Source organism: Pseudomonas sp. GM78, from assembly GCF_000282475.1.
Lineage (GTDB): Bacteria > Pseudomonadota > Gammaproteobacteria > Pseudomonadales > Pseudomonadaceae > Aquipseudomonas.
On the sequence record NZ_AKJF01000090.1, the window covers coordinates 1 to 24378 of the forward strand.

Genomic DNA, 24378 nt, shown 5'->3' on the forward strand with positions numbered 1-24378 from the left:
GTGGCGATGCCGATCCGGGCGGTCGCGGCTGCCAGTCGACGTTCGGCCTGCCGGATGTCGGGGCGGCGCTTGAGCAGCGATGCACCGTCACCCACCGGCACCAGTTGGGTGATTTTTGGCAGTTCGGCGCAGCTGTCGGTGCCGGCCGGCAGTTGATCCAGCGGCTTGGCCAGCAGCATCGACAAGCGGAACAGCCCGGCCTGACGCGCCGCCTCATAGCGCGGCATGTCGGCGCGCAAGGACTTGAATTGGGTTTGCGAACGGGTGACCTGGGTTTCGTCGCCACGCCCGGCATCGCGCAAACGCTGGATGAGCGTCGTGCTCTGGGCCTGCAGGTCGAGGGAATGCTGGGCGATTTCCCGCTCCTCATTGGCTGCGCACACCTGGGTGTAGGCCCGGACCACATCGGCGACCAAGGTGATGCGTGCCGTATCGGCGGCAGCCTGGGTCGCATCGGCATTGGCCTTGGCCGCTTCGATGCCGCGCTGCAAGGTGCCGAACAGGTCGAACTGGTAGGACGCGCTGATGCCGATATCTCCAATGTTGGCCACCGGCACCTTTTCCGGTAGCAAGAACGCTTCACCGGACTCCTGCAAACGCTGGGCGCCCATCTTCACCCCGCCGCTCCAGCCGCCCGCTGCCTCGGCCGCGTCGACCTGAGCGCGGGCCCGCAGCAAGCTGGCGGCCGCTACGCGTAAATCAGTGTTGGACGCCATGGCCTGCTGCACCAACTGGTCGAGGCGCGGGTCCTGATACAGGCGCCACCAATCGGCAGGCACCGGCGCCGAGACCACCGGCTTGCCGTTCACCGCCAGTTCGCCCTGCAGGTCTTCGCGGTGGATGGCGGCTTCTTCCGGCAAGTGGTAATCCGGACCGACCACCTGACACGCCGACAGCAGCAAGCCTAATCCGGCAATCGCCAAACCCGAGGCCTTGCTCATCGCGCGGGCTCCCGGTCCTGGTCGTCGATGATCGATACCGTGGCGGTGCGCCCGGCAATCATGCGGAAATCCTCAGGAACCTCATCGAACGCGATACGCACCGGAATCCGCTGGGCCAACCGCACCCAACTGAAGGCCGGGTTGACGTTGGGCAACAGGTTATTGCCACTGGTGCGGTCGCGGTCTTCGATACCGGCCACGATGCTTTCCACATGTCCGCGCAGGCGCGCGTTGTCGCCGATCACCCGGATGTCGACGCTCTGGCCGATATGGATGCCGTTGAGTTTGGTTTCTTCGAAATAGCCGTCGATATGAAAAGAATTGCTGTCCACGACCGACAGCACCGGCCGTCCGGCACTGACGAATTCCTGGGTCCGTGGCGCGCGGTCGTTGACGTAACCGTCCACCGGGCTGCGAATCACCGAACGGTCGAGGTTCAGTTGCGCGCTGTCCACCGCGACCTGCGCTTCCATCAACGCCACTTGTGCGCGGGCTACCCGTGACTGGCTTTCTTCCAGCTGCTCGCCCGGCACCAGATTGCCAAGGCCCTTGTTACGCTTGGCTTCGCGCTGGGCTTGGGCCAGGGTTTCCTCGCGGTCTGCCACCGCCGCTTTCGCCTGGCGCAGGGCCAGCTTGAAACGGTCCTGGTCGATGCTGAACAGCACCTGGCCGCGCTTGACCAACTGGTTGTCACGCACTTGCACTTGCTGGATCAGCCCGGACACGTCCGGCGCGATTTGCACGATGTCGGCACGGATGTGCCCGTCACGGGTCCAGGGCGCGAACATGTAATACATCACCATGCGCCAGACCACGACAACGGCGAAGGTTACGATCAGCAGGGTCAGGACCACGCGACCGAGGGTTAGAAACGGCTTTTTCATGTCATCAGGTATCGGCTGAGTGAATCCACGGCGCCAAGCAGCAGGGCGTAGAGGGCCACGTTGAACAATGCCCGGTGCCAGACCAGACGGTAAAAGTGCAGGCGCGTCAGCACCCCGTGCACCAACAGGTACAACACATAGGTAATGCCCATCAGCACCAGCAGCGTAGGCAGGAACACCCCGCTGATATCCAGATCACCGATCATAAAGGCGCTCCATCGATGCCATGGGGAAGCGGTTCTTCGGGCTCGGCAGAGCCGACGAATTCGACGCCGGGCAACAACGCCAGGCGCAAGCCGCTCAAGGCGTGCAGCAGATGCAGGCGAGTTTCGTCATCACCGGCACCGCCCAACGCCCGGCGGGTGCGATCCAGGGTCATCAGCAACGGGCTCGGTGCCGGCAGGCGTTCGCCGGCCTTGAGGCAGGCCTTGAAGTATTCGCCGACCTCGGCCACCACCTGACGCAGCAACGCCTGCGGTGCGCCGTGAACCCGCGGCGTATACGCCAGCAGGTCGAGCAGGTTCAGCGCCACACGAACTTCGCGCAAGGCGATACCGGTGTCCTGGCCGGTCACGGCCAGGCGCGGCAAATGCTGCATCAGTCGATCCAGTACCTGCACGCCCAGGCGCCGGTGATCGGCCAGCGTGGCCGGCTCGGTGAGGCTGACGATGTCGCGCCAGGCGAAACGGGTCAGGCGCTTGGCCGCCAGCTCGGCACCGAATGGCCGGGCGATCAGGGTCCAGACGAACGCGAACAGCAACCCCACCGGACCGGCCAGGTTGGAGTTGGCGAAGCTGAGGAAATCCGCGTCATAAGCGCCCTGGATACTGATGAACGACGAGGTGTTGACCAGGGTCAGCAACATGCCCAGGTAAAACTGCGGCTTGACCGTCAGGGTGCCGATGCAGATGAACGGCACGGCGAAGGCCAGCACCAGCATCGGAAAGTCATGCAGGTTGGGCAGGACGAGAAACAGGTAAAGGCTGGCGAACACCACCGACATCGCCGTCCAGAAAAAGAATCGGTAAATCTGCGGCGCCGGGTCGTCCATCGAGGCAAAGAAGCTGCACGCGACTGCCGCCAGGATCACTGCACTGCCGCCATCGGTCCAGCCCAGCAGTATCCACAGCACCGAGGCGACAATGATCGCCGCGACGGTGGAGGCGGCGGAATAGAGCATCAGGCCACGGTCCAGAAAGGGAGTCAGACGCCCCAAGCGCCAATGCCGATAGACCGCGCGCCAACTGTCCTGGCTTTCGCACTGGATCGCGTGTTGCAGGCTGCGGCAGTCCTGCCACAAATCGACCCACTCGCCGAGGCGATAAATGGCGTTGGAGAACAGCAGTTGCTTGCGATCATCCAGCATTTCAGTGCTGGGTTGCTGCGCTTCGAGTTGGTCTTTGAGCGCTTGCCAGCGCTCGAGGTCAGGGGTTTTGAGGTCAAGCCATTCAGTGGCGGCCGCCAGCAAGGGTGCGAACTTTTCCACCAGCTCCGGGGTGCGCCGCTCCAACGCGTAGAGCGCATCGTCGAGGGCATCGATCACCGGCAACAGGTGAATCATCCGCCCGCGCAACTCCTTGGTGTTGCGCACCGTTTGTGGACGCGCGCCTTCATGGGGCAACTGACCGATCATCAGTTCCAGGGTATTGAAGGTGGCAACCATCGAGGCGCGCAAGGCGCTGACTTCCTCGGGCTGCACGTTGCGGCCGAGAAAGCGCGCGCTATAAGTCGACGCGTCGGCAAACCATTTGCTCACCGAATCGTTGAACACCGGGGCCAGCCGTCGCGGCCAGAACATCGCGCCAACCACGGCGGCGACGGCAATACCGAGGAAGATTTCTTCGGTGCGCGCTTCGGCCACGTCCCACACGGCCAACGGATTATTTACCACCGGCAGGGCGATCAACGGCAGGGTGTAGCCGGCCAGCATCAAGGCGTAATTGTTGGCGGTGCGCAAATGCATGGACAGAAACAACAGGATCCCGGTCCACAGCGCGATCACCAGCACCAGCACATAGGGACTCTGGACAAACATCGGCACGAACAAGACCGCTGCAGCGGCACCCAGAAAAGTCCCGATTGCACGGTACAACGCCTTGGAACTGGTGGGCCCGACAAAGGGGCTGGAAACGATATACACCGTGGCCATCGCCCAATAAGGACGCGGCATTTGCATGAGCAAGGCGATGTACAACGCGATCATCGAGGCCGCGAAGGTGCGTACGCCGTAGAACCAGTCCCGTGCCGCGGGCATGCCGGAAAAGAAGCCGCTCAAGGGTTGGCTACCGGCAAATGACTGGCGGACTCGAAGGCCTTCAACACCCGCAGCGTCGCTTCAAGATCTCCCTGATCGATGCCTTCCAGGACTTCATGACGCAAACGCACCAACTCGACCTCTACGGCTTGCACCAGGGTCCGACCGGTATCGGTCAGGCTCAGGCATTTGGCGCGCCGGTCCTGGGCGTCTTCGGTACGGCAGACATAGCCGCCATGGCACAACTGATCGAGCAATCGCACCAGGGACGGGCTTTCCATCCCCGCCGCCTGCGCCACCGTCACCTGCCGCACGCCCTCCCCCAGGCGCCCGATCATCAGCAGCGGAACGGCACAGGCTTCGGAAATGCCATAGTTGGCCAGGGTGGCCTGGCAGATTTTGCGCCAATGCCGAGCGGCCACCACCATGGTGCTGCTGATGTTCATTTGCAGAGCGTCGAGGTTATTCGGCACGAGGGAAAACACACACTGTTAGTTTGCTAACTATCAATATGACATTGGAAGGGATTTTCAGTCAAGTTTTGAAACAAATTTGCGGCTTTTACACCCCCCGGCCCTTCCTCAGCATCACATCCAATTGATCCACCACCTCCGCCCAATCGGCGTCATCCAGAATTTCCTCGCGCAACAGTTCCGCCTGGCTCGGGCTCCAGAAAAAAGCATCCGCCAGGTGCAGTTCCGGTTTGAGCGGTGAATGGGTGGCGATGAATTTGTCGATGCTCTCGGCGTCGTCAGGAAGGCCGAGTTGTTTGAACAGGGATGGAAGGCTGTGGGTTGGGTTTTCCATGTCGGGCTCCTTGGTGGGTTAGGTGACCGCTGCGCGGTCAATCGCGAGCAGGCTCACTCCCACAGGGAAATGCGTTCACCCTGTGGGAGCGAGCCTGCTCGCGAAGACGGCCGCATTGACGAAACATCCTCACTGACTCAACTCCCGCACTTGCGCATGCGGCACCATTTTCAGGAATTGCGGCATGTCCATGTGCAACAGGTTGATGTGGTTGCCGGCTTCCAGATAGATGTCTTTCTGCCGGGTCAGCAGCGGGTCGATGACCACGTCCAGTCCATAGGCTTCGCCCAGGGCCGGCACGGCTCCGCGTTCGCAGTCTTCAAACAGATGCGGCAGGTTACTTTCCCGGGAGACCTGCCATTCACCGGTACTGCGCACTTTGCTCAAGTCCAGGTGACGGCTGGCGGGCAGAACGGCCATCAAGTAATGCCCGTGGTGGTCGTCGAGGATGACCGACTTGGCCACCCGCTCCGCGGGAATACCCGCCAACCGTGCGGTTTCGAGGCTGCTGGCCGAGTGAGGATGGGTGACGATGTCATATTCGCATTGAGCCTTGTCCAGGCTTGTCTGCACGGTTCTTGCCATACGCATGATGCACCTCGGTGTCCGCAAAAACGCCTGGCGGACGATGGTTAATGCTTTTGTACGTAGTAAAAGTCTAGGCCCGCCGGGGCAATCCAGCGGGAAATCTGCTCATCGGACAGGTCGACAATTGAGCAAAATTCATACAAGCAGCGCCTCAACTAGACTGTATACAGAACTACCTGCGACTCTCCCGGAGGGTCACGTGAACACTCGCTGTTGTGCACTTGCGTTGCTATTGGCCTGGAGCGGAGCTGCCCTCGCTGCGGACACCGCCGGGCTTCCCGGATCGAACCCCGCGGGGATCTGGCTGATCACTTTCGGTATCGCGTTCCTGATCGCCGAGGCGGCGCTGCCCAACTACGGCGTGATCGGTTTGGGCGGGATCGTGATGTTCGTGATCGGCGCAGTGATCCTGACCAACGCCGAACTGCCCGTGCCGTTGATGATCGGCCTGGGACTGATTAGTGCGCTGCTGCTGATATTCCTGTTGATCCGCGCCCTCAAGACCCGGCCGCGGCAAACCGTCAGCGGTGACGCCGGCCTGCTGGGCAGTGTGACACCGGTGCTGGCCTTGCAGGCCGGCGATGCGTGCCTGGGCTGGGTGCACTTGCAGGGCGAGCGCTGGCAGGTATCGAGTGCCAAGCCATTGCAGATCGGACAACAGGTCCGGGTGGTGGCACGCAAGGGATTGTTGCTGGAAGTGGCCGCGGCTGACGCGGTATCGGTTGGAGGTTAGTCATGGGTCTGCAAATCGGTTTTGTCGCGCTGCTGCTACTGCTGATCGCATTGGCGGGGGCGACGTTCCGCATCCTGCGCGAGTATGAGCGTGGAGTGGTGTTCCAGCTCGGACGCTTCTGGCAGGTCAAGGGCCCCGGCCTGATCCTGCTGATTCCGGTGATCCAGCAAATGGTCCGTGTCGACTTGCGCACCATCGTCCTCGATGTCCCGGCGCAAGATGTGATCACCCGCGACAACGTCTCGGTCAAGGTCAACGCCGTGCTTTACTTCCGCGTGCTCGATCCGCAGAAGGCAATCATCCAGGTCGAAGATTTTCTCATGGCCACCAGCCAGCTGGCGCAAACCACCTTGCGCGCGGTGCTCGGTAAACACGAACTGGATGAACTGCTGGCCGAGCGCGAACGGCTGAACCTCGACATCCAGCAAGTACTCGACGCCCAGACCGACGCCTGGGGCATCAAGGTCGCCAATGTCGAAATCAAGCACGTGGACCTCAACGAATCGATGATCCGCGCCATCGCCAGGCAGGCAGAAGCGGAACGCGAACGTCGGGCCAAGGTGATCCACGCGGAAGGCGAATTGCAGGCCTCGGAAAAACTCATGCAGGCCGCCGAAATGCTCGGCCGCCAACCCGGCGCCATGCAGCTGCGCTATATGCAGACGCTGAGTTCTATCGCCGGTGACAAGAGTTCGACCATCGTCTTCCCGTTGCCGATCGAGTTGCTCAAGGGCATGGCGGATCTATCGGCAAAACCTTGAGTCGGGCGACCCTACAACAGGGCGTAGAAAACCAGGATCGACACGCCCCAACAACACAAGCCAAATGTAAACCAGACACCATTGGCAAAAGTCAGTGTCGAGTTCGCCTTACCGGCCACATCGCTTTCCAGAAAATTGATTGCTTCTTGTACACGCAAAAAGGAGCAGACCTGCAAGAGTAGTATCAGAAGACTCAGCGCAAAGCTGATGTGCACATCCGGCAACCACATCAACCCCATGCTCGCTGCAGCAGCCATGATCACGCTAATCGCCAGCAACCGTGGGTACCAACAATAGTCCCGACCTGAAGCGCGTAATCGCCGATCAATGCTGGTGAACAGCGAATACATAAAAAACACGCCCAAAAGTGCACGGGCTATGGGTATCACTTTGTTGCCCGTAGCGGCGCGGTAAAGCTTCCAGTTTTTATACAGCCAATAGGTGACGTACAAACCAAAGGTCGAAACCATCATCAGCGCGAATTTGCTTGTGCCCACAACAAAAAAGGCCGCGCGGGTTGGTTCAGTGCTATCAAGCTCGGCCACTGGCGGCGCGTAGGGATTGGCATTCATTGAGGTACAGAACCATGGTCATGACGTGGACCAAAATGCTAACCCCTGATGGACATCGTGAGTGCCCACGCAAAAAATCAGGACGCGTCCTACATCCAGCTTCACGATTTCCCTCAATGTATCGCCGCCAGCGGATAAACCGACTCCCATCCACCGCCCAGCGCCTTGTACAACCCTACCGCTGCCAGCGACACGCCGGTGGAACTCTCCACCCATTGCTCCTGGGTCGCCAGTAATGCGCCTTGCACGGTGAGTACGTTGACGAAGTCCACCACACCCTCGACGTATTGCTGTTGTGCGGTTTGCAGGGCGATGCGGTTCTGCCGCACCGCTTCGGCGAGGCTGTCGCGGCGCAGTTGGCTGGCGTTGTAGGCGCTCAATTGGTCGTCGATTTCATGCCAGGCACGCAACACGGTCTGCTGGTAGGCGATGGCCGCTTCCTGTTGCTGGGCTTCGCGCAGGTTCAACACACCGCGCAGGCGGCCGCCGTCGAACAGCGGCAGGCTGAACTGCGGACCGATGCCGAACGTGCGTGAACCCCATGAGCCGAAATCGCCCAGTTGCATGGCCTGCGAACCGACACTGCCAGACAGGGTAATGCGTGGATAAAAATCCCCCTTGGCCACGCCAATGCTCGCGGTCGCGGCATGCAGGCGCGCTTCGGCCTGGCGGATGTCCGGGCGGCGCTCGGCCAATTGCGACGGCAGGCCGATGGCGACCTGACGCGGGGTTTGCGGCACCGGCGCGTCGGTGGACAACTCGGCCGCCAGCGCCTGGGGCGGTTCGCCCATCAACAGGCTCAGGGCGTTGATCAGTTGGGCCTGGCGCTGCTCCAATGCCGGCAGGCGCGACTCGATGGCCGCGACCTGGGCAGCGGCTTCGGCGACATCAAGGTCCGTCGCGACACCGTCGGCCAGGCGCAGCTGCGAAAGTTTCAGGCTGTGCCGGGCGACGTCGAGGTTCTGTTCGGTCACAGCGCGGGTGTTCTGCACACCGCGCAGTTGAATGTAGTCCTGGGCGGTTTCCGCCAGCACCGACAACAGCACGTCGCGACGGTCGTTTTCCGCGACTTCCAGAGACGCATCGGCGGCTTCTGTTTCGCGGCGCACGCGGCCCCAGAAATCCAGCTCCCAGGAAGCGGAAAAGCCGGCATCCCAGAGATTGAACGCCGAATTGCCGTTATGCCCCGACGGGTCGCTCAGGCCTTTGCCGCTGTTGCGTTTACGGGCGTAACTCCCCGTAGCGGCGGAATTCGGATAGCGGTCGGCGGTGATCACCTGGCGTACCGCACGGCTTTGTTGCAAGCGGCTGCTGGCGAGTTTCAGGTCGAGGTTGTCGCTCAGGGCACGTTGAGTGAGGGCCGAGAGTTTCGGGTCGTTGAATACTTGCCACCAATGCTCGTTCATCGTATCGGTGCTGGCTTGGCTGGCGGCGGCATTTGCGGGCTTCGACCATTCGGCGATTTGTTGCGTCTGAGGCTTCTGGAAATCGGGGCCTACAGTGCAGGCCGACAGGTTCATCACGATCAAGGCGCAAAAGATGAGTCGAAGCTGATGGCCTCTTCGCGAGCAAGCCCGCTCCCACAGGGGACTTCTACTGAAACTCAGACTTTGAAAAGGCCCCAGATCCCTTGTGGGAGCGAGCCTGCTCGCGATGGCGCCGGCACAATCAACGAAGATCTTCATCGCTGCGCAACCTCATTGGCCTTGGCGCCGGCCGTATCGATACTCGCCTCCACCGACATCCCCACCCGCAACCGTTCGGCCAGCGGCTGACCCGGCTCCAGCACGATCTTCACCGGAATCCGCTGCACCACCTTGGTGAAGTTGCCAGTCGCGTTATCCGGCTTGATTGAAGCAAAGGTCACGCCGGTGGCCGGTGCGATGCTCTCGACCCGCCCGTTCAACGCGGCGCCGCCAAAGGTGTCGACACGCACCTGCACGTCCTGACCCGGTTGCACATTGGTCAGTTGGGTTTCCTGGAAGTTGGCCACCACATAAGCCTGCGCCAGCGGCACCACCGCGAGCAGTTTGCTGCCCGGCGTGACATAGGCCCCGACACGCACCGCACGCTCACCGACCATGCCATCCTGCGGCGCGGTGATCCGGGTGTAAGACAGCTCGTAGCTGGCGATTTCCAGCTTCGCCTGGGCCCGCTTCAAACCACCTTCAGCCCCGTCACGCTGGGCCGTGAGGATGTCCACCTGCTTGCGCTCCGCCGCCAGCACCGCCGTCACATTGGTCAACCGGGCACTGGCCTGGTCGATGCGCGTGCGCGCTTGCTGGGCGTTCTGCACCGTGCCGGCACCGACCCCGGCCAGATGGTCGTAACGGTTCAGTTCATGTTGCGCAAAGGCCATTTCAGCCTTGGCGGACACCACCTGCGCCTGTGCCTGAGCGATCACCGAGGCCTGGCGCTCAAGCGTCGCCCGGGCATTTTGCAGTTGCGCCTGGGCCACCAGGGCCTCGGCGGCGGCCGCTTCGGCGGCGGCGCGCAGGTCGCGGTCATCGATCAGGGCCAGCAGTTGCCCAGCCTTGACCTGCTGGTTGTCTTCCACCAGTACTTGCTTGATGAACCCGGCAACGCGCGGCACCACCAGCGTGTAGTCGGCCGCGACATAGGCATCGTTGGTGCTCTGCTGCGTGCGCTGGCCGAACAGGCCGGGCGCCAGCAGATAAATCAGCACGCCGGTCGCAATCAAGACGGCGATGCCAACGGCTACTTTTTGCTTGGATTGAGTCGTCATGAAAACCTTCTGTTTCAGTGATGCATTCAGGTCGGCGCACGGGGCGGATAGATCCGCGTCGGCAGCCAGAAAATCAGCAGGATCAGCGCCAATGCGACGCCGGCCATGCACAGGTAAAGGTCCGATGCGGCCAGCACCACGGCCTGCTCATGCAGCCGATGGGCAAGGCCTGGGGTATCGCCGTCGACCAGGGGCGAGTTACCGAGACGGTCCACCAGCATGGTCGAGTGAAAGTGCAGGCGCTGGGTGGTCAGGGTTTCCAGCACGCCGGTGGCGATCACCGCCGCCAGGCCTTTCACGGTGTTGAACCAGGAGGATGCAAACGGTCCGTCCATGGGGTTGATGCTGCCGGTCGAGAGCATCAGCAACGGCAAGACCGCCATGGGCTGACCGAAGATCTGCAGCAGTTGCAGGGCATAGAATTCGTCGCGAATCCACGCCGAGGTCAGCTGCGAACCGCCGATGCAGGACAACACCAGCATGCTCAGGCCGATCCCCAGGACCCAGCGGCAATCGACCCAGCGCAAGTTGCACAGGGCCGCCACCAACGGCAGCGCGATCAACTGCGGCAGCGCCGCCAACAGGGTGATGGGTGCGGTCTGCACCGGGCGATAACCCTGGACCTGCGCCAGATAGCTGGACGGAATAATCACCACCGCCAGCAACACCACCAGCACGCCGGCCAGGGTGACCAGCGCGAACGACAGATTGCGGATGCCGAGCATCTGCAGCTTGAAAAACGGAATCGGTTGCGACCACTCGTTGATCAGGAACAGCACCAGCAACAGCGTTCCGCCCACCAGCAATCCACAAATCAGGCTGGACTCGAACCAGTCCAGTCGATTGCCCTGCAGGATGCCGATCACCAGCATGCAGATCGCTGGAAAACCCAGCAGCAAACCACGCCAGTTGAACTGTTTGAAACGCTCCAGCCGCAGCGGGTCCTGAGGGATGCCGTAGCTCACCGCGACCATGGCCATCAGGCACGGCACGACGATCTGCCAGAAGGTCCATTGCCAGCCGACATACTCAGTCCAGAGCCCGGCCAGCGGCGTGCCCAGCCCCGGGCCGAAGGTGGCGGTCAGGGCATAGCCGGCCAGGCCGTAGAGTTTTACGTTGGCCGGTAGAAAACGCAGGGCGACGGTCATCAGCATCGGGGGCAGCGCGCCACCGGCCAGGCCTTGCAACGTGCGCAGCACCAGCAGGCTTTCATAGTTCGGCGCCCACGGGCACAACACCCCCAGCAGCGTGAAGGCACTGATGGCGCACAGGGTGAAGCGCCGCAGCGAGAACGTGACGGCGCACCAGGGCGCAAACGCCATGGCTGCCACCGAGGTCGCGGCGTAGCTGGCGACCAGCCAGGTGCCCTCGTCATAACCGATGGCCAAACCGCCACGGATATCGGCCAGGGCCACCTTGGTCACCATCTCGTTCAGGCCCGACACCAGCACGGCGAGCAATACGCCCACCAGGCCGATGATGATCCGCGGGCCGAAGACCGGTGGTGCGGCGGCGGTCGGGCTGGCCGCGGCGAGAGGCGCCGTGACCGTGAGGGAAGTCATTGCTGCAAGCTCCGGGATTTGAAGACCGAAGCATTCTATGAAGCGTGGGACCTGACGAAAACTGACTTATCGGCAGGTTATAAGTGCGCTATACGCAATGATTGAGATCCCTGTAGGAGTGAGCCTGCTCGCGATAGCGGTGTGTCAGACACCAATGAGCTGTCTGTCACTCCGCTATCGCGAGCAGGCTCACTCCTACAGGTTTATCGCTCAACCCAAGACCGGTTGCGCTGCCAGCCATGTCTCGTCACAGCAGGTTTTCAGGGTTTCACGTAGCCAGCGGTGAGCGGGGTCATTGTCGAAGCGAGGGTGCCAGGCCTGGTTCAACACGATGGTTGGCAAGGGAATAGGCAGGGTGAACGAGCGCAACTTCAGCCCCAGCCGGCGAACGCTCAGCAAGGTCTCCCTGGGCACCGGCAGAATCAGGTCGGAATCCGGCAAGGCGAACATCGCCGCGTGGAAACTCGGGGCTATCACCGCGACCCGCCGCTCCAGGCCCAGGGCGTTGAGTGCAGCATCGATCGGGCCGCGCGCGATTCCGCGACGGGACATGCTGATATGGGAATAGCCTGCAAAGCGTTCAGGGGTGATCTCTTGATCGAGTAAGGGGTGATCCTCGCGCACCAGGCCGACAAACTGGGTGGAAAACAGATTTTGCACCTTCACTTCCGGCATCAGCGGCCGGTTGTTGCTGACGCTCAGATCAATGCGGCCCTCGCGCAAGGCTTCATCATCGCCATCGCCCTCTGGCGCAAAACGCAATTCACAATAAGGGGCCTGACGCTCCATGGTATCGAACAGCTTGCCGCCGTAGATGCCGATGAAAAAATCGTTAGCCCGGATGCTGAACCGCCGCCGCAAGCTGCCCAGATCCACGACCCTGGCCGAGTGGAACAACTGCGCGGCCTGCTCTACCACATCGCGCACCTGCTCGCGCAACTCCAGCGCCTTGGGCGTCGGCACCAGACCACGGCCGGCGCGCACCAGGATCGGATCGCCGATGGCCTCGCGGATGCGCGTCAACGTGCGACTCATGGCCGCGGGGCTGAGGTTCATCCGCCGCGCCGCGCCTACCACACTGCCCTCGTCTAGCAGGGCGTCGAGGGCGACCAAGAGGTTCATGTCTGGTAGTTGCATTGCGAGCACTCGTGTCTGATCTGGATTGATTCAGGCGCAATGCTAGCAAACATCCCTTCAGTATCGTGCGCAAACGTGCTGCGTGCACCACTATCAGTTCTGATAGTTCACACGCTTGGCTCAAACGAGTAAAACCAAAGACGTGTCCAACTCCCACGAAGCTCCCGGTATGACTCAAGCCAAACCTCTTGATCGACAGAACCCAACCTGGCAACAGGTATTGCTGTTGGCGGTGGATCTGAAAAACTCGGTGCTCGCGGAGCTCGACGCAAGTAATCCGATTCGTATTGCGTATTCGCCCTACGGCCAGCAATCGTCGGATCGTGATGTCATGACGCGGCTGGGGTTTAATGGTGAACTGCGCGAAGCGAAACCCGAATGGTATTTGTTAGGGAACGGCTATCGTGCTTACAACCCTCGATTGATGCGTTTTCACAGCCCTGACAGTTTGAGTCCGTTTGGAGCGGGTGGAGTGAATTCTTATGCTTATTGCTCAAATGATCCGATCAATAGCAAGGATCCAACTGGGCATATGCGGGTAAAAGGTATACCGATACGCGCCGCTTTGCCGAAAAGATCGCGAACACCAGCAACACCAGCAACACCAGCAATACCGCAAGGACCTAGTGTTATCGTTGAAAGTCCAAAATCAGCGCCAAAAAACACCCATCCGGCCACAAAAAATCGTTCGGAAGCACCAATAGCGCGGAACCCTGTCGCTGAGCCAATCGCTTCATTGGAACCATCATTAACGCCAAGTATTACAACGTCCCAACCAAGTAGTAATACCGCACACTTACAAGCTTCAGAGTTTGAAGAAATGCCCAAATTAATGACGATGATAGATCCTTATCATCGCCCACTACCGGGCGGAAAAAGAACAATGCCCATGCTACCCATCAGAGCAACCGACGAGGAAATCAAAAAAATGCGCTGGCTGAATCCTGTCGTCTCCGTTGTTCGCAGCTCCTGAGGGCGTACCCTAGCGCTGCATCCCCCACCGCTTCACCGTCACCCGCTCCAACGTATCAAACACCAGATTCTCAACCAGCAACCCAATCAGAATCACCACCGCCAACCCGGCAAAAACCTTATCCGTATAAAGCTCATTGCGATTCTGAAAGATGTACCACCCCAACCCGCCCTTGCCACTGGTCGCTCCAAACACCAGCTCGGCAGCGATCAATGTGCGCCAGGCAAAGGCCCAGCCGATTTTCAGGCCGGCGAGGATCGACGGCAGCGCTGCCGGGATCAGGATGAACAACACAAAGCGCATGCCCTTGAGGCCGTAGTTACGCCCGGCCATGCGCAGGGTTTCCGAGACGCCGAGAAAACCTGCGTAAGTATTGAGCGCCAAGGCCCACAGCACCGAATGCACCAGCACGAAGATCAGGCTGTTCTGCCCCAGGCCGAACCACAGCAGCGCCAGCGGCAACAGTGCGATGGCCGGCAGTGGGTTGAACATGGAGGTCAGGGTGCTCAGCAGGTCCCGGCCGAACTGGGTCGAGACCGCCAAGGTGGTCAGGCCGAACGCCAGGACGATGCCGATCAGGTAGCCCTTGAGCAGCACCACCAGGGAAATCCACACCTTGCCCAGCAATTCGCCGCTGAGCAGGCCGTCGTACAGCGCATGAGCCGTCTGCACGAAACTCGGCAGCAGCAGGTCGTTGTTCTGATAACGGGCAACGGCCTCCCAGAGTACGGCGAGCAAAATCAGGATCAGGCTTTTGCGCAGCCAGCCCTGTTGCCACAGGCGTTGGCCGAGCGGCAGCTCGCGTTCCAGCGCAACGCTGGTCAGTGGCTGTAGAACGGTTTCGAATTCTTCACGCGGGGATGATAAATGGCTCATCGGGCCCTCCTCTCAAACTGGCTCAATAAGCGATGCGGATGTCGGCGAAATCCAGTTCACGCTCGGTTTCCGGCGACTGGCCCTCATCGAACAACAACCGATGGATGCGTCGCGCCGACTCCTGGAATGCCACGCCGCCCAGGCTGTGCAGGTCGTACTGATGGCTGTGGACTTCGGCGCGTACCCGTCCCGGGTGCGGCGACAACAGCAGAATGCGATTGCCCACTACCAACGCCTCTTCGATGGAGTGCGTGACGAACAGCAGCGTGAAGCGCACCTCCTCCCAGAGCAGCAGCAGTTCTTCCTGCATCTTGCGTCGGGTCAGGGCGTCGAGCGCGGCGAAGGGTTCGTCCATCAGCAGGATTTTCGGCTGCATCGCCAACGCCCGGGCGATGGCGACCCGCGCCTTCATGCCGCCCGACAGGGTATGCGGGTAGGCATCGGCAAACGCCGCCAGACCGACCTTGTCCAGATAGTGCAACGCCCGCTCTTCGGCCTCCTTACGCTTGAGGGTCTTTGAGGCCAGCAGCGGAAACATCACGTTCTGCTTGACGGTTTTCCACGGCGGCAATTGATCGAATTCCTGGAACACCACGATCCGGTCCGGCCCCGGCGCATCCACGCGCCGGCCCTGCAAACGGATCTCGCCTTCCACCGGCTGGATGAACCCGGCAGCAGCCTTGAGCAAGGTCGACTTGCCGCAACCGGACGGCCCGAGCAGGACAAAGCGGTCCGCCGGATCGACCTCGAAACTGACTTGATGGGTGGCTCGCACCACCCGCTGGGGCGTGCGGTACTCCAGGCTGACGTTATCGACCGACAGCAGCGCTTGGGCTGCTGCGTTCGATTTGCTGACCGTGTGGCCTTGCAAAGGGGCGTTCATGTCGGTCAGCTCCCTTGCAACGGTTTGGCGTCCTGGAAGAAGTAGTCCTTCCACGAATCCGGTTTGTTTTTGATCGCGCCGACGCGGAAGAGGAACTCGGCCAGCGGGTAGGTATTTTTCGGCGTGACGCTGAACTCGAACTGCGGGTTGTCGATGATTTTCAGCAATTCGGCACGGTCGATTTTCGCCTTGGTGACGCGGATGTAGGTATCCGCCGCAGCGCCTTTATCGTTCTGGGCAAAGGTGGCGGCTTCAGTCAGCGCGTCGATGAAGGCTTTGTAGGTTTTCGGGTTTTCGTTGCGGAATTTTTCGGTGGCGAACAACACTGTCGGCGAGTTCGGGCCGAGCAGGTCATAGGTATTCAGCACCACGTGCACGTTCTTGTTTTCCAGCGCCTGATCCTGGAACGGCGGGTTGGAGAAGTGCCCGGTCAGCTCGGTGCCGCCAGCGATCAACGCCGCCGTGGCGTCGGGGTGCGGAACGGCGATGGTGTACTTGTCGAGGCGGTTGAACTCCTTGTCGCCCCACTGCTTGGCGGCGGCATATTGCAGGAAGCGCGACTGCACCGACACGCCCACCGCCGGCACAGCGATACGGTCCTTCTCGGTGAAATCGGCGATGGTCTTGACCTTCGGATTATTGCTCACCAGGTAGTACGGGAAGTTGCCGAGGGAGGCCACGGCTTTGACATTCTGCTTGCCGTGGGTGCGGTCCCAGATGGTCAGCAGTGGACCGACGCCGGCACCGGCGATATCGATGGAGCCGGAGAGCAACGCATCGTTGACCGCCGCGCCACCGGAGAGCTGGGTCCAGTCGACCTTGATGTCGATGCCTTCCTGCTTGCCGTACTTCTCGATCAGGTTCTGATCGCGCACCACGTTGAGCAGCAGGTAAACGATGCCGAACTGTTCGGCAATGCGGATTTCACCTTCGGCATGGGCCACGGTTGGCGCCACCAGGCTACCGGCGATCAGGCTGAAACCCAGGCCGATGGCCGCGGCCAGCGGTGCAAAGGGAAGACGTTTGGACATGGTCAAATCTCCGACAAATCAGAAAGGCGCGTCGCCCTGAATGGTGGTGCGAAACAACTTGCGGCGCAGATAGCTTGGGCATCCGGCGGCAAGGTGGATCAGCGAACGGTTGTCCCAGAACACCAGGTCATGGGACTGCCACTGATGGCGGTAGATGTTTTGCGGCAACACGCTGTGGGCGTAGAGCTCGTCGAGCAATTGCTTGCTCTCGTCTTCCGGCAAGCCAACGATGCGGGTGGTGAAACCCTCACTGACGAACAACGCCTTGCGGCCGTTTTCCGGGTGGGTACGCACCACCGGGTGAATGACTTCGGCGACCTGGGCCAGCTGTTCCGGGGTCAGGGTCGGGCGCCAGTTGCCTTCGAATTTGGTCTCGCTGTAGCGCGCCGTGTAGGAATGCGCCGCCGAGCGGCCTTCGACCGCTTTGCGCAGCGCCTCAGGCAGGCTGTCCCAGGCTTTGTGCATGTCAGCGAACAGGGTGTCGCCGCCTTCCGATGGCAGCTCCTGGGCATGCAGCATCGAGCCCAGGCTTGGCAGTTCCTTATAGGAGAGATCGGAGTGCCAGAATTTGCCCGCATCGCCCAGGCCGATGTTCTGGCCGTTCTCGACAATGTTGGAAACGATGAGGATTTCCGGATGCCCCGCCAGCAGGAACTGCTTGAGCACGTGGATCTGCAACACGCCGAAACGGCGGCTGAAATCGATCTGTTGTTGGGGGGTAATGCGCTGGTCGCGGAACACCACCACGTGATGATCCAGGTGCGCACGGTGAATACGGGCGAAGTCCTGGTCATTGATGGGGCGGGACAAATCGAGGCCGATGATTTCGGCACCGACAGCGCCACTGAAAGGGCGGATTTCGAATAATTGCGGCGCGATGGTCGCGGCGCTTGGGGTAGCAGTAGCTGCAGACATAAATCACTCCCACGCACGGCACGCTCAAAGGCGCGCGCGTCGATCAGAAACTCACGGAGGTCCCGTGTTGGTTCGAGTCGTGCGGCGCGCCGATTGGTCGGCAGGTACGCAGGGGTATGACTTTATAGATATAAGAAACTAAATTTAAATACCGTTAGCGAATAAGGATATGGCTTTTGAGATGCCGCACCTTTGGAGCCGGCTTGCCGGCGAAGGCGGTCTTGAATCTTGTAATAGCCTAACGGGCCCCTTCGCTGGCAAGCCAACTCCTACAAGGGGCCGCGTGACCCTGTGGGAGCTGGCTTGCCAGCGAAGAGGCCATCAGCCGCACCAACGAATCACCGCTCATGCAACGCCTCGGCGCGCGCCCGGATGATCGGCTTGAGCAGGTAACTCAGTACGGTCTTCTTGCCCGTGATGATATCCACCGACGCCACCATGCCCGGGATGATCAGCAGTGGCTTTTCATCTGTGCCCAGGTGGCTGCGATCCGTGCGCAGCTTGATGATGTAGTAGGTGGTCTTCTTGTCTTCGTCGGTGATGGTGTCGGCACCGATCTGCTCGAGCCTGGCCTTGAGCCCACCGTAGATGGTGTAGTCATAGGCGGTGAATTTCACTGTCGCTTCCTGTCCCGGGTGCAGGAAGGCGATGTCTTGCGGGCGGATCTTGGCTTCCACCAGCAGGGTATCGTCCAGCGGCACGATTTCCACCAGGTCGCTGCCTGGCTGAATCACGCCACCAATGGTGTTCACCAGCAGCTTGTTGACGATGCCACGCACCGGCGATGTGACCATTGTCCGGCTGACGCGATCCTCCAGCGCCTTGCCCGTGGCCTGGGCCTTGTTCAGGTCGGTGCGCGCTTCATTGAGCTGGGTCAGTGCCTCGCTACGGAATTTTCCACGGGTCTCGTCGATCTTGCGCGCCACTTCCTTGATCGCCGACTCCGCACGCGGTATCGCCAGGGTGGTGGCATCCAGCTGCCCACGGGTTTCAACCTCGGCGCGCTTGAGGCGCAGCACTTCCACGGGCGAGACGGCACCCTGGGCCACCAGCGGCTCGGACATGTTGATTTCCTGGCGCTGCAACCCCAGTGCGGTGCGGTACTGGGACTGTTTGGAGGTAAATTCGCGCAGTTCTTGCTGACGCTGGATCAACTGCTCCTGCAACCCGCCAATTTCATCGTGCAGTTGCTGACGACGGCTGATGTACAGGGACTCTTCACTCGCGGCCTGACCGGGAACCGCTTTCAAGACATCAGCCGGGAAATTCAGCGGACGGTCGTCGACTTCAGCACTCAAGCGCTCCACCCGAAGCAGCATCGACAGCCGGTCGGCTTCGGTTTCGCCGACGTTGGAGGCGAATCGCGTATCGTCCAGGCGAATCAGTGGCGCGCCAGCCTCGACGATCTGCCCTTCAGTGACGAACATCTCGGCGACGATACCGCCTTCAAGGTTTTGGATTTTTTGAATCTTGGAGGAAGGAATCGCCTTGCCGTCGCCCTTGGTGACTTCGTCGATCACGGCAAAGTTGGCCCAAAGCATCAGGAAGACGAAAAAGCCGATAATTGCCCAGATGGTCAACCGCACCACACGCGGGGCGTCTTCGATAAGCGCCTTGTTGACCTCGGGCAGGGGCTGGTCCCTGAGCGAGTCGGAGCCTTTGAAGTAACGGCGGATGGAGCCTTTGACGCCGGACTTAAGCAACACTGATCTGCCCCTTCTTCAACGCTTCCATCACGACAGCTTTCGGGCCATCGGCGAGTATCTGCCCGCGGTCGATGACGATCAGGCGATCGACCAGCGACAGCAGCGAAGCACGGTGCGTCACCAGCACCACGGTCTTGCTTTCAATCATCGCGGCGAGGCGTTGCTTGAGGCGTTCCTCACCGGTGTTGTCCATGGCGCTGGTCGGCTCATCGAGCAGCAGGACCGGCGGGTTGAGCAGCAATGCACGGGCCAGGGCCACGTTCTGGCGCTGACCGCCGGACAGGTTCTGCCCACGCTCGCCTACTTGCAGTTCGTAGCCTTGCGGGTGCAGGCGAGCAAACTCATGGACGCCAGCCAGTTCTGCGGCCTGCAGCACCATTTCGTCTTCTACATAGCGTGCGCCCGAGACCAGGTTGTCGCGCAGCGTACCGGCGAGCAGCTGGATATCCTGGGGCACGTAGCCGATGTTGTGGCGCAGTTCGCTGACATCGATCTGACGGATGTCCACACCATCTACCAACAGCGCACCGTCATCCGGTTGGTAGAGACCCACGACCAGTTTGGCCAGGGAGCTCTTGCCCGAGCCGCTGCGGCCGATGATGCCAATCTTCTCGCCCGGCTTGATCGAGAGATTGATGTTTTTCAGCGCCGGGTTTTGCTGGTCCGGGTAGGTGAAATTCAGCTGGCGACATTCGATGGCACCTTGCAGCACCTTGCGACTCAGGGGGCGCTCTTCGAAATTGCGCTCCTGGGGCAACTCCATCATCTGGTCGACCGAGGTCATGGTGACACGCGCCTGCTGGTAGCGGGTCAGCAGGCCGGACAACGAGGCCAGTGGACTGAGCGCGCGACCGCTGAGCATGTAGCAGGCGATCAGGCCGCCCATGCTCAGGTTGCCCGCGATGATCTGGTACACGCCAAAGACGATCATGATCACCCCGGCCAGCTGCTGGATCAGCAACGTAATATTCATCGCCAGGCCGGACAGCATTTTCACCCGCAACTCGAGGCGACTGAGGGTGCCGATGGTCTGCTCCCACTGATACTGGCGCTCGCTCTCTGCATTGTTGACCTTAACCGCATCAAGGCCTGCGAGGGTCTCGATCAGGCTCGACTGACGCTCGGCGCCCAGCGCCATGGTGCGCTCCATGGTTGCCACCAGGGGTTTCTGCAAGGCATAGCCGATCAGCAAGGCAATCGGGAACGCCAACACCGGGATCCACACCAGGTGCCCGCCAAGAATGGCGATGACCAGGAAGATCAGCAGCGTGAACGGCAGGTCGATCAGGCTGGTCAGGGTCAGCGACGCAAGAAAATCGCGCAGGCTCTGGAACTCATGGATGTTCTGGGCAAAGCTGCCGACCCGGGCCGGGCGGTACTTCATGGCCATACCGACGATGCGCTCGAACAGCGTTGCCGAGATGATCAGGTCGGTTTTCTTGCCCGCCAGGTCCAGGCAGAGGCTGCGCAAGCTCTTGAGGATCAGGTCGAACACGTAGGCGCCGGTGATGCCGACGGCCAATACCCAAAGGGTCGATTCGGCCTGGTTCGGTACCACACGATCGTAGACGTTCATCACGAACAATGGCGCGGCCATGGCGATGATGTTGATCAGGAAGCTGGCGGCGATGGCATCGGCGTAAAGCCAACGCGAACGCATGAGGGTGTCGCGGAACCATGAGCGCGCGCGTGGGATCAGGGTGCCGTGGTTGACGTCGAATTTATGCTGGGGTTGAGCGAAGAACACCTTGCCGCTGTAATCGTCGTTCAGCAGTTCGCGACTGACCAGGCTTTCGCCGCCGTCACTTTCACTGAGCAACAACCGGGCCTGGTCGTCACCTTGCCAGCCAAGCAGCACGGCACTACGACCGTCATTGAGCAGCAACAGTGCCGGCATCGCGATCGCCGGGATCTGGTCCAGCTTGCGCACCAGCACCCGCCCTTGCAAACCGGCGCGAGCCGCTGCGCGCGGCAACAATTCGACGCTCAGCCGTTGCTTGGGTAGTGGCAGGCCCGTGGTCAACATCGCTGCGCTGGCGGGCTTTTGGTGCAACGTACAAAGGGTCAGCAAGCCGTCCAGCAATGGATCGTCATGCAACGCGCGTGGGTCATGGATGAGATGAACTCGACTGGCTTCTGATTCCACGCTCGGCACTCTTGGCTAACGGATGAACGAAAAAATTCTGCTCAGTTCATACCGGGCAGCTGGACCTTCGGCTTCACGTCGTTTTGCACGACGGATGCCAACGGTGCGACTACACCCTGGCTCTTGAGCAACTCGCCCATGGTCGCCTTGATTCGATACTGAGTAAATAACTGAATGTTCTTGATCTCCGCCAATCGGCGCGAAGCGTTGAACAACTCGTTTTCACTGTCGAGCAAGTCCAGCAGGGTTCGTTCACCGAGGCTGAACTGGCGCTGATAAGCCGTGCGTACGCTGGTGCTGTGGTCCACGTATTGTTGGGCGATGGGCACTTGGGCATTGGCATTGTTCAGCGCGTTCCAGGCCAGGCCCAGCTCTTCGTTCAGCTGGCGCAACGCGTTATTGCGGATATCCAGCGCCTGGTTGGACAGGTAGGACTTCGATTCCATGTCGGCCTTGTTGCTGCCGCCGGCATACAGGTTGAAACGCATGCGCAGCATGGCCTGCCATTCGTTGTTGTGGCCGCTCTGGCCATCGATGTCATTGTCGGCGGAACGACCGAGCTCGGCATCGAAACGTGGGTAGAAACTCGACTTGGCGGCTTCATACTGTTTTTCCGCCGCAGCGATATCGGACTCGGCAGAGCGCAGGATCGGGCTGTTTTCCAGCATCTGCGCACGGGCTTCGTTCAGGTTGGCCGGCAGCAGCGCCAGGAACGGGGCGGGACGTTCCAGTTGATCCGGCATCTGCCCGACAGCACTGAGGAAGTTGGTCTCGGCATCGGCCAGATTGGTCTGTTCGGTGATCAGGTTGTTGCGCGCCTGAGCCATGCGCGCCTCTGCCTGGTCCAGGTCGGCACCGCTGCCAACACCGCGCTGGGTGCGCAACTGGATCTGGTCGTAAATCCGCTGGTGGCTCTTGAGGTTCTCCTCGGCCAGGCGCACGAATTCGCGGCGCGTCAGCACATCCAGGTAAACCTGCGCCACGGTGAGTGCGGTGCGCTCCGAGGTGCCCAGCAGGGAATAGGCGCGAGCATTCACGGTGGCCTGTTGACGCCCCACTTCGCTGGACGTCGCATAACCGTCAAAAACCATTTGCGAGAGGCGCAGGCTCGACTCGCTGCGGTTCAAGGTTTCCCAGTGGTTGTTGCTGCCGTCACCTCGAGTGGTGACGCTGTCAGTGCCTTCGCGACCATAACCGCCCAGCAGGTCGACCCGTGGCAGGTATCCCCCCTGTGCCGCTTTTAACTGATAATCCGCAGCCAATCGACTGTTAACACCTGCCTGGATTTCCGGATGGACATCCAGCGCCTGTCGCATGGCCTGCGGAAGGGTCTGAGCCTGAACAAAACTGGCGGCAACGGCGAAGGGTAAAGCCTTGAACAGGTGCAAGCGCATAGTTGGAATTTCCCGGGGAATGCTTGTCTTGAATCACTGCAGAACGCGGCGCTGCATCGGATGATGGCTACCGGTATGGCCGTATGTCGGAAAGTGAAAATTGAGAACTGGCGTCACATCCTGTGTGGCGGTCACCACTTGAATATCAATGTGACATTAATGGGACGATTGTTTAGGATGCCCCCAGGAAGGTCAATAGTTTGGCATAAAGTTAATAGCGAAAAAATATAGTCAATAAATTGACCTTTCATTGCGTCAATATTTCACTCAAGTAGTTTTACAGGTACGACCAGACTGACTCGGCGATTGCCTCTCAGGTCATGGAAGTCAACTGAACGCGTCACCCGGAGAGTCTTCAATGAGCAGCGTTGTGGCCATCGTCAAAAGCATTGTTGGTCAGGTTTTCGTGGTGTCCCCTGAGGGCATCCGTCGTGTACTCGTTGAAGGCGACCGCTTGTTTATCGGTGATCAGGTCGACACGGGCGCGGCCGGGGCCGTGACGCTTGAGCTGGCGGATGGCCGGACCCTTGACCTGGGCCGCGACACTCAGTGGAGTGGCAGCGCTCCGGACTCCAGCAGTGACCTGGCCGCAGCCACCGCGCAGGCCGCGCCCTCGGTTGAAGAACTGCAGCAAGCCATCGCCGCCGGTGCCGACCCGACCAAGGACCTGGAACCCACCGCGGCCGGCCCAGCGGCAGCTGGCACTGGCGGCGCGGCTGGCGGCGGTCATAGCTTCGTGATGCTGGACGCCACTGCTGGCCGGGTAGACCCTACCATTGGTTTCCCGACTGAAGGTCTCAATTCCGCGGCCCAGATCACCCGGGAGATCACCGGCGGCCAGTCGACCAACAACAATGCCAATGCCGGTGACCCGCTCGAATCGACGCTGAGCCTGAGTGCCACCCCGACCATTACCGAAGCCGGTGGCATGCTGGTCTACACCGCGACCCTGAGCCAGGCGCCACTGACCGACCTGACCGTCACGCTGTCCAATGGTGCAGTGATCATCATCGGCGCCGGTCAAACCATCGGTACCGTGAACGTTCCGCTCGCGCCGAACGACACTGTCTATAAGGATGCGACTCAGATCGCGGTCACTGTCACCGGCACCACCGGCGGCGCAATAGTGGTCATTCCTCCAACGGTTCCAGCCGTGACTCAGGTCACCGACACCGTCGACACCACCGGCTTGACGCTCACTGCGACCGGCAGCGTGGTCGAAGGCGGTTCGATCACCTACACCGCGACTTTGAGCAATCCGGCGGGCACTCCGGTGACCGTGACCTTGAGCAACGGCTCGGTCATCACCATCGAAGCGGGCAAGACCAGCGGCACCGTGGTCTTCAATACCCCGGTCAATGATGTTTACGTGAATGGCAGCACGGTCAGCAACACGATTACGGGCGCGACCGGCGGCAATTTTGAAAACCTGGTGCCCAGTACCACACCAGCCGTTACCAGCATCACCG

23 protein-coding genes are annotated in these 24378 nt (G+C 60.8%); 4 read left to right on the forward strand and 19 right to left on the reverse strand.

Annotated features, from left to right (window positions below; all coding sequences use genetic code 11):
• From PMI35_RS16525 to PMI35_RS16495, 7 genes are all read right to left on the reverse strand, one after another.
• Window positions 1-941, reverse strand: a 941-nt coding sequence (locus PMI35_RS16525) for a TolC family protein (protein WP_008059577.1), incomplete at its 3' end; no start/stop codon positions are given.
• Window positions 938-1825 carry an efflux RND transporter periplasmic adaptor subunit gene (locus PMI35_RS16520; protein WP_008059580.1) on the reverse strand — a complete coding sequence of 296 codons (888 nt, stop codon included), beginning with the start codon at window positions 1823-1825 and terminating at the stop codon, window positions 938-940. The genes PMI35_RS16525 and PMI35_RS16520, both read right to left, overlap by 4 nt.
• Window positions 1822-2031, reverse strand: a complete 210-nt coding sequence (locus tag PMI35_RS16515; RefSeq protein WP_008059581.1) for a DUF1656 domain-containing protein — start codon at window positions 2029-2031, stop codon at window positions 1822-1824. Before PMI35_RS16515 ends, PMI35_RS16520 begins: the two co-directional genes overlap by 4 nt.
• On the reverse strand, window positions 2028-4100 hold the full coding sequence (locus PMI35_RS16510) for an FUSC family protein (protein WP_008059582.1): 2073 nt from the start codon (window positions 4098-4100) through the stop codon (window positions 2028-2030). The genes PMI35_RS16515 and PMI35_RS16510 overlap by 4 nt, the downstream gene beginning before the upstream one ends.
• Window positions 4097-4525: a MarR family winged helix-turn-helix transcriptional regulator gene (locus PMI35_RS16505; RefSeq protein WP_032831598.1), complete on the reverse strand. Its 429-nt coding sequence runs from the start codon at window positions 4523-4525 to the stop codon at window positions 4097-4099. The genes PMI35_RS16510 and PMI35_RS16505 overlap by 4 nt, the downstream gene beginning before the upstream one ends.
• 115 nt (window positions 4526-4640) lie before the next feature.
• Window positions 4641-4886 (reverse strand): DUF2789 domain-containing protein, encoded by a 246-nt coding sequence (locus tag PMI35_RS16500; protein ID WP_008059584.1) that lies wholly within the window; start codon window positions 4884-4886, stop codon window positions 4641-4643.
• 129 nt (window positions 4887-5015) lie between these two features.
• A complete protein-coding gene (locus tag PMI35_RS16495; protein ID WP_008059593.1) occupies window positions 5016-5477 on the reverse strand; it encodes an aminoacyl-tRNA deacylase in 462 nt (153 codons plus the stop codon).
• 196 nt (window positions 5478-5673) lie between these two features.
• Between PMI35_RS16495 and PMI35_RS16490 the strand changes: the two genes are divergently transcribed.
• Window positions 5674-6207 (forward strand): NfeD family protein, encoded by a 534-nt coding sequence (locus PMI35_RS16490; protein ID WP_008059600.1) that lies wholly within the window; start codon window positions 5674-5676, stop codon window positions 6205-6207.
• Between the two features lie 2 nt (window positions 6208-6209).
• Window positions 6210-6968, forward strand: a complete 759-nt coding sequence (locus PMI35_RS16485; protein ID WP_008059607.1) for a slipin family protein — start codon at window positions 6210-6212, stop codon at window positions 6966-6968.
• An 11-nt stretch (window positions 6969-6979) separates the two neighbouring features.
• Here PMI35_RS16485 and PMI35_RS16480 read toward each other — a convergent pair whose 3' ends face one another.
• The 5 genes from PMI35_RS16480 to PMI35_RS16460 all read right to left on the reverse strand — a co-directional run bounded on the left by PMI35_RS16480 (window position 6980) and on the right by PMI35_RS16460 (window position 12985).
• A complete protein-coding gene (locus tag PMI35_RS16480) occupies window positions 6980-7540 on the reverse strand; it encodes a hypothetical protein (RefSeq protein ID WP_008059608.1) in 561 nt (186 codons plus the stop codon).
• 113 nt (window positions 7541-7653) lie between these two features.
• Entirely contained in the window at window positions 7654-9225 is a 1572-nt protein-coding gene (locus PMI35_RS16475; protein WP_008059609.1) for an efflux transporter outer membrane subunit, read from the reverse strand.
• Complete coding sequence (locus tag PMI35_RS16470; protein ID WP_008059610.1) at window positions 9222-10286, reverse strand: HlyD family secretion protein; 1065 nt, start codon at window positions 10284-10286, stop codon at window positions 9222-9224. Before PMI35_RS16470 ends, PMI35_RS16475 begins: the two co-directional genes overlap by 4 nt.
• 26 nt (window positions 10287-10312) lie before the next feature.
• Window positions 10313-11848 carry an MFS transporter gene (locus PMI35_RS16465; RefSeq protein WP_008059611.1) on the reverse strand — a complete coding sequence of 512 codons (1536 nt, stop codon included), beginning with the start codon at window positions 11846-11848 and terminating at the stop codon, window positions 10313-10315.
• A gap of 210 nt (window positions 11849-12058) precedes the next feature.
• Window positions 12059-12985: a LysR family transcriptional regulator gene (locus PMI35_RS16460; protein ID WP_008059612.1), complete on the reverse strand. Its 927-nt coding sequence runs from the start codon at window positions 12983-12985 to the stop codon at window positions 12059-12061.
• Between the two features lie 169 nt (window positions 12986-13154).
• Here PMI35_RS16460 and PMI35_RS33895 point away from each other — a divergent pair, with 169 nt between their 5' ends.
• A complete protein-coding gene (locus PMI35_RS33895) occupies window positions 13155-13958 on the forward strand; it encodes an RHS repeat-associated core domain-containing protein (RefSeq protein ID WP_081504817.1) in 804 nt (267 codons plus the stop codon).
• Window positions 13959-13967: 9 nt separating this feature from the next.
• On the opposite strand, the gene PMI35_RS16455 is transcribed toward PMI35_RS33895, so the two are convergent.
• The 7 genes from PMI35_RS16455 to PMI35_RS16425 all read right to left on the reverse strand — a co-directional run bounded on the left by PMI35_RS16455 (window position 13968) and on the right by PMI35_RS16425 (window position 22909).
• Entirely contained in the window at window positions 13968-14834 is an 867-nt protein-coding gene (locus tag PMI35_RS16455; protein ID WP_008059618.1) for an ABC transporter permease, read from the reverse strand.
• A gap of 22 nt (window positions 14835-14856) precedes the next feature.
• Window positions 14857-15717, reverse strand: a complete 861-nt coding sequence (locus PMI35_RS16450) for an ABC transporter ATP-binding protein (RefSeq protein WP_008059620.1) — start codon at window positions 15715-15717, stop codon at window positions 14857-14859.
• A gap of 5 nt (window positions 15718-15722) precedes the next feature.
• Window positions 15723-16748 carry an ABC transporter substrate-binding protein gene (locus PMI35_RS16445; RefSeq protein WP_008059622.1) on the reverse strand — a complete coding sequence of 342 codons (1026 nt, stop codon included), beginning with the start codon at window positions 16746-16748 and terminating at the stop codon, window positions 15723-15725.
• Between the two features lie 18 nt (window positions 16749-16766).
• Window positions 16767-17663 carry a TauD/TfdA dioxygenase family protein gene (locus tag PMI35_RS16440; RefSeq protein WP_008059623.1) on the reverse strand — a complete coding sequence of 299 codons (897 nt, stop codon included), beginning with the start codon at window positions 17661-17663 and terminating at the stop codon, window positions 16767-16769.
• A gap of 338 nt (window positions 17664-18001) precedes the next feature.
• Window positions 18002-19369 carry an HlyD family type I secretion periplasmic adaptor subunit gene (locus PMI35_RS16435; protein WP_008059624.1) on the reverse strand — a complete coding sequence of 456 codons (1368 nt, stop codon included), beginning with the start codon at window positions 19367-19369 and terminating at the stop codon, window positions 18002-18004.
• Window positions 19359-21515: a type I secretion system permease/ATPase gene (locus tag PMI35_RS16430; RefSeq protein WP_008059625.1), complete on the reverse strand. Its 2157-nt coding sequence runs from the start codon at window positions 21513-21515 to the stop codon at window positions 19359-19361. The genes PMI35_RS16435 and PMI35_RS16430 overlap by 11 nt, the downstream gene beginning before the upstream one ends.
• 41 nt (window positions 21516-21556) lie before the next feature.
• A complete protein-coding gene (locus PMI35_RS16425) occupies window positions 21557-22909 on the reverse strand; it encodes a TolC family outer membrane protein (protein WP_008059630.1) in 1353 nt (450 codons plus the stop codon).
• A 358-nt stretch (window positions 22910-23267) separates the two neighbouring features.
• On the opposite strand from PMI35_RS16425, the gene PMI35_RS16420 reads away from it, so the two are divergent.
• Window positions 23268-24378, forward strand: a 1111-nt coding sequence (locus PMI35_RS16420; protein ID WP_008059634.1) for a retention module-containing protein, incomplete at its 3' end; no start/stop codon positions are given.